This window comes from Prolixibacter bellariivorans ATCC BAA-1284, from assembly GCF_000621705.1.
Classification (GTDB): Bacteria; Bacteroidota; Bacteroidia; order Bacteroidales; family Prolixibacteraceae; genus Prolixibacter; species Prolixibacter bellariivorans.
Genome location: NZ_JHXO01000005.1, coordinates 452,645 through 464,810, shown reverse-complemented (window position 1 = coordinate 464,810; position 12,166 = coordinate 452,645). Strand labels below are relative to the sequence as shown.

At 46.1% G+C, this 12,166-nt stretch carries 8 protein-coding genes; 6 read left to right on the top strand and 2 right to left on the bottom strand.

Annotated elements, in window-relative coordinates; all coding sequences use genetic code 11:
* The first annotated feature begins 120 nt into the window (after nt 1-120).
* The 6 genes from T426_RS0105115 (at nt 121) to T426_RS0105090 (ending at nt 9,638) form a co-directional block, all read left to right on the top strand.
* Nucleotides 121-702, top strand: a complete 582-nt coding sequence (locus T426_RS0105115) for an RNA polymerase sigma factor (RefSeq protein ID WP_025864555.1) — start codon at nt 121-123, stop codon at nt 700-702.
* Between the two features lie 153 nt (nt 703-855).
* Entirely contained in the window at nt 856-1,908 is a 1,053-nt protein-coding gene (locus T426_RS0105110; protein WP_025864554.1) for a FecR family protein, read from the top strand.
* Between the two features lie 88 nt (nt 1,909-1,996).
* Nucleotides 1,997-5,368: a TonB-dependent receptor gene (locus T426_RS0105105; protein ID WP_051538851.1), complete on the top strand. Its 3,372-nt coding sequence runs from the start codon at nt 1,997-1,999 to the stop codon at nt 5,366-5,368.
* Nucleotides 5,369-5,388: 20 nt separating this feature from the next.
* Complete coding sequence (locus T426_RS0105100; RefSeq protein WP_051568941.1) at nt 5,389-7,005, top strand: RagB/SusD family nutrient uptake outer membrane protein; 1,617 nt, start codon at nt 5,389-5,391, stop codon at nt 7,003-7,005.
* 255 nt (nt 7,006-7,260) lie between these two features.
* Nucleotides 7,261-8,259 carry an alpha/beta hydrolase gene (locus T426_RS0105095; protein WP_025864552.1) on the top strand — a complete coding sequence of 333 codons (999 nt, stop codon included), beginning with the start codon at nt 7,261-7,263 and terminating at the stop codon, nt 8,257-8,259.
* 101 nt (nt 8,260-8,360) lie between these two features.
* The gene (locus tag T426_RS0105090) at nt 8,361-9,638 is read left to right on the top strand and encodes an MgtC/SapB family protein (protein WP_025864551.1); all 1,278 of its coding nucleotides are present in this window, start codon (nt 8,361-8,363) and stop codon (nt 9,636-9,638) included.
* A gap of 89 nt (nt 9,639-9,727) precedes the next feature.
* Here the strand turns inward: T426_RS0105090 and T426_RS24955 are convergent, their stop codons facing one another.
* Both T426_RS24955 and T426_RS0105080 read right to left on the bottom strand, forming a co-directional pair.
* A complete protein-coding gene (locus tag T426_RS24955) occupies nt 9,728-10,720 on the bottom strand; it encodes a helix-turn-helix domain-containing protein (RefSeq protein ID WP_025864550.1) in 993 nt (330 codons plus the stop codon).
* Nucleotides 10,713-11,627, bottom strand: a complete 915-nt coding sequence (locus T426_RS0105080) for a hypothetical protein (RefSeq protein ID WP_025864549.1) — start codon at nt 11,625-11,627, stop codon at nt 10,713-10,715. Before T426_RS0105080 ends, T426_RS24955 begins: the two co-directional genes overlap by 8 nt.
* Nucleotides 11,628-12,166: the final 539 nt, after the last annotated feature.

Genomic DNA, 12,166 nt, shown 5'->3' with positions numbered 1-12,166 from the left:
TGCACTTTACTCCTCATGATCCCGATTGAAGATGTGATTTTTTTTTCTCACTTTTACCATTCGAAACGGGAAAAGAATGGTAAGCTGACAAAAAAATGATAGGTTGCCTTAACTGAAACAATGAACGAAACCACAGACCTGAAACTAATATCCAGCCTGAAAAAAGGGAATCACAAAGCATTCGACACACTTTACGGAAGGTATGCCGAAGGATTGTATGCTTTTATTACCAGCATCCTGAAAAATCCGGCGGATGCCGAAGAGATTGTGCAGAATGTTTTCGTCAAGATTTGGGAAAGGCGTAACACCATCGAAGAAAAATTCTCGTTCAAATCATACCTATTCACCATTGCCTACCGGGATGTCATTACTCTAATCAGAAAACAAAACCTGTTGGCATCCATTCAATCCGATAGCAATCAGGAGTTACCGGTAAATGATGACAATGCCGAACTGGAAATCGAGTTCTTCAGTATCGATAAAATTTATCATGACATTCTGGAGAAACTACCGGAAAAACGAAAAGAGATATTCCTGCTAAGCAGGGAAAAGGGATTATCGAACAAAGAAATTGCTGAACAGCTAGATATTTCTGTAAAAACAGTGGAAAACCAGATGACCGCAGCCTTGCGCACATTCCGGGAAAAACTATCGAAATACGGCATCCTGGGCATGCTCTTTTTCTTCCTTTTTGTTCGGTAAACCGCCGAAAGCCAAACAAACGACCATAACAGCTAAGCCTTTACTCAGAAAGTGAAAACGGGACACCCCCACTCCAAAAATGTGTTATAAAACACACCAATAGGGGTTGAGAGGGTTCCCCACGTATTATCTGTGTAAAACGATTTGCTGTTGATGAATAAAAACTTGCTCTTACAATATTTAAGTGGAAAACTGGACAAGCACGCCGCCCGGGAAGTAGTCACATGGATGGCCCTTCCGGAGAACGAGATGTTGGTGCGTAGCTACCTGGCCGAAATTTGGGAGGAGAACCGGCTAGCCATAAAAGGGCCGGCTCCCGATTTCGATTCCATGCTGCATTCCATTCACCGCCGCATAGAGTTGCTTGATGAAGACAGCCCGGAAAAGATTAACCGGTCAACATCACGTACCAAGCGCTTTATCGACGGATTCCGAAAGGTGGCGGCAATACTTGTTGTTCCGCTACTGGTTTTAACCGGATGGTGGTCCGTTCGTCACTACCAGTCTACACGTACCCAGGAACTCACCTACCGGGAAATATTCACCAAACCCGGCTGCATTACCAAAGTGGAGCTGGCCGATGGCACACAGGTTTGGCTTAACGACGGGACCCGGCTGCGTTATCCGGAAAAATTTGCCCGAAAAGAACGCCGGGTTTTTGTCGACGGAGAAGCCTATTTTAAAGTAACACACAACTCCAAACGGCCGTTCATTGTCGAGAATCCGCTCATGACCACCACCGTCACCGGAACCGAGTTCAACCTGAATGCCTACTCACAAGACAAATACTTTGAAGCAACGTTAACCCGGGGGCATATTTCCCTCACTTCGGAACACATTAACAAGAAAGTAGATATTATGCCGGGCCAACAGGCTCGCCTGAACCTCGAAAATAAAACCTTTACCATCAATCAGGTTAACCCGATGCAATATGCTGCATGGCGCGAGGGAAAACTGATTTTTGTGGACGAAAAACTAGAAATCGCCATTAAGAAGCTAAGCCGGTGGTACAATGTCGATATCATCCTGGCAGACGCAATCCTGAAAGATATGCCGATTACGGCCACATTCCAAAAGGAACAATTGATGCAAACTCTGAACCTGTTGAAAAAAGCCCTGCCCATTCGCTATGAGGTTACGGCGGAAAAACAGCGGGCAGATCAAACATATTCACGAAAACAAATTAAAATCTATGCAAAACTGTAAATGAAAAAGGCCGGTGAGATTGGGCAGAACCTCACCGGCCGAAAAACCATATCCGTAAATATAGTTTAATCAAAAGTGTTTCAAATCTATGAAAAAAGTCTTTAAACAAGCACCTCCTTCCATAAAGGAAATGTGGGGAGCTAAAATCTTTGTCAAGATGAGAGTGACGCTACTCATGGTCTTACTGGCCACATTCAGCTCATTTGCGAACAAAACAACCGCGCAAAACGCCAGCTTATCGCTGAGCGTAAACAACATGACCGTCAGGAATGTCCTGAAAAACATCGAGAAGCAAACCGGTTATTCCTTTATCTACAGCAGCGAATTGATTGATGTCAACCGCAGAGTTAGTCTGGATGAACAGGAAACCAGCCTGCAGGATGTGCTCGACGCCTTATTCGCAGGCACACCGGTTAGCTACAGCATCAACGATGATCACATCGTACTTTCCCGCGCTTCGGGAGATGCCACTGGCAAAGCACAGCCGCAGGGGCATACCGTAACCGGAAAGGTAACCGACGGCAGTGGAGGCCCGCTTCCGGGTGTAACCGTTGTGATTAAAGGAACCACACACGGAACCATCACCGATGCCAACGGCGTTTATCACCTGGCTGATGTTCCGGCCAATACGACCCTGCTTTACTCCTTTGTAGGAATGAAGAATAAAGAGATTGCCTACACGGGTCAAAGCGCCATCAATGTGAAGATGGAGGAAGAAACCATCGGTCTGGGCGAGGTTGTCGCTGTAGGATACGGTGTACAAAAGAAAAGCGTTGTAACCGGCGCCATTGCCAGCGTTAATTCGTCTGACATCGGCAACACTTCGGTTTCGCAGGCACAGCAGGCACTTCAGGGAAAAACTTCCGGTGTGCAGGTTATTAACGCATCCGGAGCTCCGGGAGCCCCTATCAAAGTGAGGATTCGCGGATATTCATCGAACAACAACTCCAATCCGATCTACATTGTCGATGGTATCAAAACCACCGATATTTCTAACCTCGATCCGGATGATATCAGTTCCATGGAGGTATTGAAAGATGCCGCATCCACAGCCATTTACGGAGCCGAGGGTGGTAACGGTGTTGTCATCATCACCACGAAAAAAGGTAAATCAGGGAAACCCACCATTACTTACGATTTCCAATATGGATTGCAGAGCGTAGGACACACCCCTAAACTGATGAATACCTCGCAGTACAGCACCTTCATGAACGAAGCGGGATTAATTTCAAATGTCGACCAGACCTACAACACCGACTGGCTGGGTGCCATTTTCGAAACAGCTCCCATGCAGAAACATCACATCTCCTTCTCCGGAGGTAAAGATGGTTCCACCTACATGCTGTCGATGTCATACCTCAATCAGGATGGTATTGTGGTAGGTCCGCAGGACAAATACAAACGCTACACTGTTCGATTGAACTCCGATCATCAGATTCTGCCCTGGATGAAAGTCGGAAATACATTCGCCTACTCCAACAGCCAACGTGCCGCCATCAACGAATCAGGTGGTGAATTTGGAGGTGTCATTGGTAGCGCCCTGATGATTGACCCGGCGACTCCTGTAGAATATACCGGCGATGTACCCGCACATGTTCAGACTTTCATTAACAACGGAAATCCGATTCTGAAAGCGCCGGACGGAAATTACTATGGCATTTCCAAATACGTCTTCGGAGAAATCGTCAATCCATTCGTTACGCAGGCCATCACCAAAGGCAGTACACAACAGGATCAACTGCAGGGAAATGTGTATGCCGTGCTGACGCCGCTAAAGGGATTGACCATCACCTCACGGTTCAACCTGAACCTTACCTACCAGAATTATCACACCTGGAATCCGACCTATTACTATACCGCAGAGCGGAATAACAGCGCAACCAAGGTGATTGATAACAATGATCTTTGGAAAGACTGGATGTTCGAAAACTTTGCTTCATATAACCACAAGTTCGGCGAGCATGACCTGACGTTACTGCTGGGTATATCAGCCGAGAAAGCCACACACCGCATTACCAATGCACAGGGTGGTCCGATGATTATGGAAAACCCGGCGTATGCACAACTCGACTTCATTTCGTCGCAGAAAAACGACCAGGTCAATGGCCGCATAGACGACAACCGCAAAGAGAGTTACTTCAGCCGTTTGTCATACAACTACAAAGACAAATACCTGCTCGAAGGTAGTCTGCGTCGCGATGGTGCCGGCCTGTCACAACTGCCCAAAAGCGGCCGTTGGGGAATCTTCCCTGCCGTTTCCGGTGGATGGGTTATCTCGAACGAAGATTTCTTCCCGAAATCATTCATCACCAATGCTAAGCTTCGTGCCAGCTGGGGCCAGAACGGTAGCCTCTCCAACCTGGGGAACTACAGCTATGCTTCACTCATCTCATCGACGAGTAACGGATACGCTCTGACCTACCCAATGGCCGATGGTTCATTCGGAACAATATTCGAACCGTCACAGCTCGAAAACCCGAACCTCCGCTGGGAGACCAGTGTTCAGACGGATGTGGGTCTTGACCTTCGTGCTTTCCGCGATCGGTTGACTTTCACCATGGACTACTACAACAAGAAAACCACCGACCTCATCACGCAGAATACGCCTGCACTGGAAGCCGGAAACGCAGCATCGCCCATCAACGCCGGCGACGTAACGAATAAAGGTTTTGAATTCGAATTGGGATACCGCAATAAAATCCATGATTTCAACTACGGTATTCACCTGAACATGTCGACACTGAAGAACGAAGTAACCTACCTCAACCCGACACTCGACCGTCTCTACGGTGCCCAGGTGGGTCCGGGATGGACTGCCACAGCGGTTCAAAAAGGCGAGCCGCTCTGGTTCTTCTATGGTTACAAAACTAAAGGTATCGACCCGAAAACCGGAGATCCCATCTTCCTCGACAAAAGTGGTCAGCCGACTAATAATGTAACGGAAGCCGACAAACAGTACATTGGAAGCGCTATTCCAAACCTCTACTACGGTGGAAGTCTGGATGCATCATACAAAAACTTCGATTTCAATGTGAACTTCCAGGGAACTTCCGGTAACGATGTAATGATGGGCTGGATTCGTAACGACCGTCCGACCATTAACCGTCCGGAATATTTCTTCAAGAACCGCTGGACAGCCGACAACACCACGGCAACCGAGCCGCGTGCAGGAACGAATCCAAAAGCATGGAACAGTGACCTCCTGGTATTCAACGGAGCTTTCATGCGAATCAAACAGATTCAGTTGGGATACAACCTTCCCAAATCACTGATGAATAACTTACATATGAAATCTGCCCGGTTCTACATATCACTCGATGATTTCTTCACATTCACCAATTACATCGGGATGGACCCGGAAGCTGGTACCAACAACAACAATAACAACAACATTGGTATCGACCGGGGAACGTATCCAACCGCTCGTAAAGTGATGTTCGGAACATCCATTTCATTCTAATCAACTAAAACGCAATGAACATGCAGATCAAAAAATATAAATTCAAGGTGGCGCTACTATCCGCCATTTTCTTCCTGTCGGGCTGTTCTCAATCATTTCTCGATACCACACCCGAAGGATCTATCCCTGTGGATAACTTCTATAAAACCGATGCCGACGCGAAAGGCGCCGTGCTGGGGGTTTACGACATTCTTCAATCGATGTACGCCTACGACTGGGACAGTATGTGGATGCTGAAGACCCTGTTGTCTGATGAAATCTATACCGGTGGCGGACACCGCGGTGACCAGCCTCCCTATGAGGAAATCAACGAGTTTCGTTACAGCTCAAGCAACCCGGTTATTACCTGGTTGTTCCAGATGTCGTACTGGGGCATCTACCGCGCCAACCTGGTGATTGCGAACATCAAGCCCGAATCGCCCGCGAAAAAGCAGGCCATCGCCGAAGCTAAATCGCTACGAGCCATGCTTTATTTCGACCTGGTAACTTTGTGGGGTAAAGTGCCGTTGGTAACCGAACCGGCAGCATCGCCAGATCAATACAACCAGCCACGTGCTGCAGTAGCCGATATCTGGGCGCAGATTGAAAAAGACCTCAACGAGGCTATCCCGGATCTACCGCTGAAAAGCCAGCAATCAGCCGCTGATAAAGTACGCGTTTCGAAAGGTATGGCTCAGGCTATGCTAGGTAAATCGCTGCTTTATGAGAAAAAGTATGCTGATGCAGCTGCTGAATTCCAAAAAGTAATCGATTCAGGTGAGTACGGATTGATTTCCGATTATTCGCAAGTTCTCCGCAAAGGACAGGAATTTGGAAAGGAGTCATTGTTCGAGATTTCCTACTCAGCAGAGAAGAACTACGACTGGGGTAACTTCCAGTGGGGTAATAACGGCCGCAACACCGAAAGCAACATCCACTGGCAGCTTTGCGGTCCGCGTGGTGATGGTTGGTTCGACGGTGGTTCAACCGGACTGGTAGCCGGATGGGGATTTGCTTATCCGCAGAAATCACTTTGGAATGCGTATACCGCTGCGAACGATACCGTACGCCGGAATGCAGCCATGATAAGCGAAAAACAGTTAATCGCGAAAGGCGGAAAACTGCGGAACCCCGACCAGAACAACTCCTATCCGTGGGGTTGTGAAGGTTACATCCGCTTAAAGTACGGCTCCTGGGCCGATGAATCGAATACCAACGCAACCAGTGTAAAAGAGCTGAACTACGCCACCAACATCCGGTTGATGCGTTATGCCGATGTATTGCTGATGGCAGCCGAAGCATACAATCGTGCCGGCGATGATGCCAAAGCACTTCCGTTGATTAACCAGGTACGGGCAAGGGTTAATCTGCCTGCGCTCACTTCATCAGGCGACCAGCTTTTCGCTGACATCAAGAATGAACGTCGTCTGGAACTTTCGTTCGAAGGAGTACGCTTCCAGGACCTGGTTCGCTGGGGTGATGCTAAAACCGTATTGGGCGACCAGGGTAAGATGATTCCGGAAGGAACCTTTACCAACGGAAAAGAAGATTACATGAGTATTTCGGGTGCCGGCTTCAAGGACAAAAATGTTCTGTTGCCCATTCCGGAACAGGAGATTTCTGTTAACCCACAGAGTTCACAAAACGACGGATATTAATCTTTCCTGATAAGGAACGATAAAAACAAACAAATCATTCATACAGTTGGGTTTTTACCCGGGGCCATCCTGCAGCTGCAGCGGTGGCCCTTTTTTTGAATGCCTCTGTAGCCCTTACAATATTAGCACCTGATTAACAAAAGGATGTCATCATTTTTCTGGAATAACATCCTTCCAGCTACAACAATTAAAATGGAACGGAGCTTGTCAAAATGGCTTTGTTTATCAACATTTGTTCCTTACAAACTCAATTCCATGAAACACACCATCCTTCTTTTGCTACTGCTTTTGTTTGCAACAGAAATCGTCTCTGCACAAACCAACGCTTTAAAGCCGATTCCGCGTGACACATCGTACACCCCTTATTCGGCCTGGGTGAAAATAAAAAAGCATTATCCCAATGTCACGCCGGTGAAACCTCTTTTGCCCAAAGGAGTAAAAGCCGAATACAATATTGTTTACGCCACATTACTTAACACGCCGTATGGCAAGCGTGATTTGCATCTGGATTTGTTTCGACCGAAAAAAGCGGGAAAGTACCCCGCATTGATTTTAGTCTTTGGCGGTGGCTGGCGATCTGGAAGTAAAGCAGCCCAGGTCCCCATGGCTCAGCAAATCGCTGCCAAAGGTTATGTCACCGCAGCAATCGAGTACCGGTTATCTCCCGAAGCATTGTATCCGGCTGCTGTATACGACATCAAAGCGGCCATCCGTTATTTGCGGGCCAATGCCCAAAAGTATGGTATTGATGCGAACAAAATCGCCATTTCAGGAAGTTCGGCAGGAGGCCAACTGGCTGCATTGGTCGGTATGACTGGTGAAATGAAAAAATTTGAAGGAGACGAAGGTAATAATCACGTTTCTTCCAGGGTACAGGCCATTATCGATATGGATGGGATACTTGATTTCACGACACCGACCGAAAGTGCAAAGGATAAAGTTCCCGGGAAACGCTCAGCAGGAGCTTGGTGGTTTGGGGCCACCCTAAAAGAGGCCCCGGCCAAATGGATGGAAGCTTCTCCCATGACTTATGCCAGAAAGGATACGCCCCCGATGTTATTCATCAATAGTGCGCAACCCCGTTTTCATGCCGGTCGCGACAGTGTCATCACGGTCTTAAACAGGTACCATATTTACACCAAAGTACATACCATCCCCAACAGTGTACATTCATTCTGGCAGGTACATCCCTGGTTCGACCAAACCGTAAAATATATGGTAGCATTCCTGGACAAAACATTGAAGAAACACTGAATTTCCAGGAAGCCTGATTGTTTGATACCTAAAAAATAATTATGCCAAATGCATGCGAAATTCTATCTTTATTCATGCTAAACGGATAATGTAAACAACTGATGAACTTTATTCCCAACATCCCCGATGAAATTGTCCACTTCCTGCTGGTGCTCGTTTTCTCGCTACTGATTGGACTGGAGCAACGTCGTCACCACTCCTCCAAAGAGAACGCCGAACTGTTTGGTACCGACCGGACCTTTACCTTCATCGGGTTACTCGGTTACCTGCTCATCGTTATCAACGAAAAGTCGTTCATTCCCTTTCTCACCGGCTTTGTCATTCTCGGATTGCTTCTCGGCATTCACTATTACCAAAAAATCAAGACGCAGCAGAAATACGGGCTGACCAGCACTATCCTGGCACTGCTCACCTACTCCATTCCGTTGCTCGTCATGACGCAGCCCATCTGGCTGACGCTGTCGTTTGTGGTAGCCATTTTAGTGATTACCGAAATGAAGGATGAGTTTGTCACCATCATGCAAAAAGTGTCGCAGGACGAATTTATCACGCTGGCTAAGTTTATCGCTTTCGCGGGAATCATTCTTCCGTTGCTCCCGCACGAAAACATATCCGATTCCATTCCCGTTTCGCCGTATCATGTCTGGCTGGCCATTGTGGTCGTCTCTGGTATTTCGTATGCCAGTTACCTGCTGAAGAAGTTGGTTTTTCCCCATTCCAGCCTTACCGTTACCGGGATTTTGGGCGGACTCTACAGTTCCACCGCTACCACGGTGATTCTGGCCCGGAAAGAGAAGAGCGAAAGTTTAGGTGCTGAAGCCGTCTCGGCCATCATGATGGCCAACGGCATGATGTACCTGCGCATTCTCTTGTTGGCGTTTCTGTTCAACACAGCTGTGGCAATGCGACTGATTGTTCCCTTTCTCCTGTTGTTTGTGGTTTCGATGGTACTGTCGCGGACAGCCCTGATGAAAGCCAAAAAACAGGAGCTCACCGGCAAACAGGTAGAAAGCACCCACCGGAATCCGCTCGAATTCCGGACCGCCCTGGTATTTGGTCTGTTGTTCGTGTTGTTCGGACTGATTACCCACTATGTTTCGCAAGCATACGGCAATGCGGGCGTCACCAGCCTCGCCTTTGTGGTGGGGGTCACCGATATCGATCCGTTCCTGATGAACCTGCTGCAGCAAAAGAGCACCCTCGATGTATTTGTGGTAGCGCTGGCCATTCTGAATGCCACCAACAGCAACAATCTCCTGAAAATGATTTACGCCCTTTCGCTGAGTAGTAAAGCTGTGAAAAGAAGAATGAGCCTCCATTTTGGCATCCTGCTGACAACCGGTATCCTTTGTTCGCTTTGGTTTTACGTGATGAAATAATATACTACAATGTAAACTTGCAAGAATCTGACAGCGTCATGAGACCTGTCAGCGTTAAAGGTTGGAGGTGCATTAATCCCGTCATTCTTTCATTTAACCTTCAGATTCATGGCTTCCTTCCGCGATTTGATATTCAGTTTTGAGAAAATATTGCTTACATGCGATTTTACGGTACTAAGTTCGATGTTACACTCATCAGAAATTTCCTGATTCGTCGCTCCTTGTTGCAGCAATTCAAAAATTCTTCGTTCCTGCACGCTTAAGCTTCTGATTCTTCTTCTCTTTCCGTTCCTAACAAATATCATTACAGAAATAAAGGCACCGATGAATAAGAGTATCAAAATATATGGCCACACAGATCTTTCTGAAAGAGGGAATTGTCGTCTGAACGATTTAAAATAGGTGCTATTGTTATTGCTCCATTTAGACAAATATTTTTTATAAAAAATGGGATCTTTCGCATAGTCAGAAAGAAAATCGGTCTGATACAATGAATAAAGAGATATCACTGGATTTTCACAGGTATCTGCAATTAATTTCAGTTTTTCCGAAACCACCTCTTCAACAAACTCCTTCTCAATCAATGAATGTTCATAGTCGATAGAATTGGGATAGTCCGACAGATTGGTGATGTATTCCATCGTTTTCAGATAGGGAGCACCGGAGATGGATAAATTTTGGAATACGGGTTTACCCAACGTATTACGAATTTCTATTTTGGAATGACGGTTAGCAACAATGAAGCAGTAATTCTCATCTAAACCACCAATCATAAGCGATGCCGGAGGATCTCCTTTTTTAACCACATGCAAACGAAGAAGGCACCATCCGGCAGGCAAATTATCCAGTTTAATGGTAAATCTGCCCGTACTATCGATTGGCGAACGGCCAACAATCATATGATCCGATACAGCATATTCTTTCTCAAAAGTCTCAATCCGCGACAGGTAAATGTTCCGCGTCCAACTATCATCAAGTAATACTGTTCCCCTGATATAACCTGACGTGTCAGCAAAAACAATAGGACTAATGGTGACACTGAGGAACAGGCTGATTATAATCGTTGTAAACATTTTACTCATCAATAGCCGGTTTTATATACTGCGCAATGGATATATGAATATGACCAGTTGATTTTTCAGGTGTAATTGTTACAACCCAATCTCCGGTTTCCGGAGAATTAATTATTTTATTCAGAGAACCCGAAGTATTGTCCGAAAGCCCGGAGTTGGTTTTGGAACCTGATTCTCTATGATGCTCCAGGGAAAGCTCTCCCTCCTTCTGTCCTTTGGGATTGAAAATCTCAATTAAAACATTGCCCGAGTTTATCTCGCCATCAACATTAAAAAACAAGGGATTTCTTTGGGCAACTTCTAGTTTGACCGATTTAGCCTTCGAGTCTTTGCCCGACAACGTGACGTTTTCATCCAACAAACTTTTCACATTCTTCCTCCATTCCTCTGCCATTTTTCGCTGCGCCTCCGCTTTCAGCCTTTGAGCTGCCGCTTCCTTTCGTTGCTCGCCGGCCTTCTGTCTCTGAATTTCAGCTAATTTTCGCTGTTCAGACGCTTTTTCCCGTTCAACGCGGGCTTGCTCCCGTTGTCTGGCAGACATCTGCCTTTGTTTTTCGGCTTCCTGCCTCTGGGCCACCGCCTCTTTCCGCTGCTCTTCAGCCTTTTGTCGTTGAATTTCGGCCAGTTGTCTTTGTTTCTCCGCTAATTTCTGCTGCTTCTTAATTTTTTCAATTAATGCGGATTTCATTTCCTCAAACTTCTGGATCTTTTGGTTGACTTTATCAGCAGACAATCCCTCCGCTTCTAATTGTTTTCTGTAGGCTTCCTTAGTTATCTGCCAACTTTGTTCTGTCGAAAAATACCCCCGAAAAGGATAAACGGAATCCCTCCGTACGGTATCTTTTGACACCTGACCAAAAGCCAAACTGCTACTGATGATTAAGCCAACGATTAATAAAATTGCTCTGTTTTTCATAACGATAAGATTTAATGGTTCATCAAATACTTCCTGAGCAAAATTATTCCAGGTCGCTTATTATCAGGGTACGACTGTGGTAGGAAAAAAGTATGATTGAGGTATGAATTACACATTCTGCTGCTGCGATGCCCCCATATTGAGATGTATTGAGCATGATAGTATGTTTGGTTTCCGAAAAGTTCACCTACACTAAATTAACAAAATATTCATGGCAAACACTTCCGGTATTTATATGTAAAAAACCCTGACAGGTTTCGAGAAACTGTCAGGGTTATAAAGTGCTCCTTCCAAACTCTGATTTCACTTTAATCCAATATTCTGTTGACGAATGCTCTATCAAACGCATCTTACAATCACTGACGAATCAATGTATGACTCTAAAGGAAAATAGCTGAGACAATACAGAAGCCAAAAGTCTTCTAAAAAGGTTAAGTAATTGAGTCGGCCTATTATCATCGGAAAGCAGGCGAAAATATCCACGTTCGACTTACAAGTATTCACAGAATTTGGAAAACAGAAACCATGCGGTTACTATT

Excerpts from the sequence above, each read along its gene's own strand:
- T426_RS24955 (WP_025864550.1), bottom strand. The coding sequence starts at position 10,720 with ATGAGTAAAATGTTTACAACGATTATAATCAGCCTGTTCCTCAGTGTC.
- T426_RS0105095 (WP_025864552.1), top strand. The coding sequence starts at position 7,261 with ATGAAACACACCATCCTTCTTTTGCTACTGCTTTTGTTTGCAACAGAA.
- T426_RS0105105 (WP_051538851.1), top strand. The coding sequence starts at position 1,997 with ATGAAAAAAGTCTTTAAACAAGCACCTCCTTCCATAAAGGAAATGTGG.
- T426_RS0105080 (WP_025864549.1), bottom strand. The coding sequence starts at position 11,627 with ATGAAAAACAGAGCAATTTTATTAATCGTTGGCTTAATCATCAGTAGC.
- T426_RS0105090 (WP_025864551.1), top strand. The coding sequence starts at position 8,361 with ATGAACTTTATTCCCAACATCCCCGATGAAATTGTCCACTTCCTGCTG.
- T426_RS0105115 (WP_025864555.1), top strand. The coding sequence starts at position 121 with ATGAACGAAACCACAGACCTGAAACTAATATCCAGCCTGAAAAAAGGG.
- T426_RS0105110 (WP_025864554.1), top strand. The coding sequence starts at position 856 with ATGAATAAAAACTTGCTCTTACAATATTTAAGTGGAAAACTGGACAAG.
- T426_RS0105100 (WP_051568941.1), top strand. The coding sequence starts at position 5,389 with ATGCAGATCAAAAAATATAAATTCAAGGTGGCGCTACTATCCGCCATT.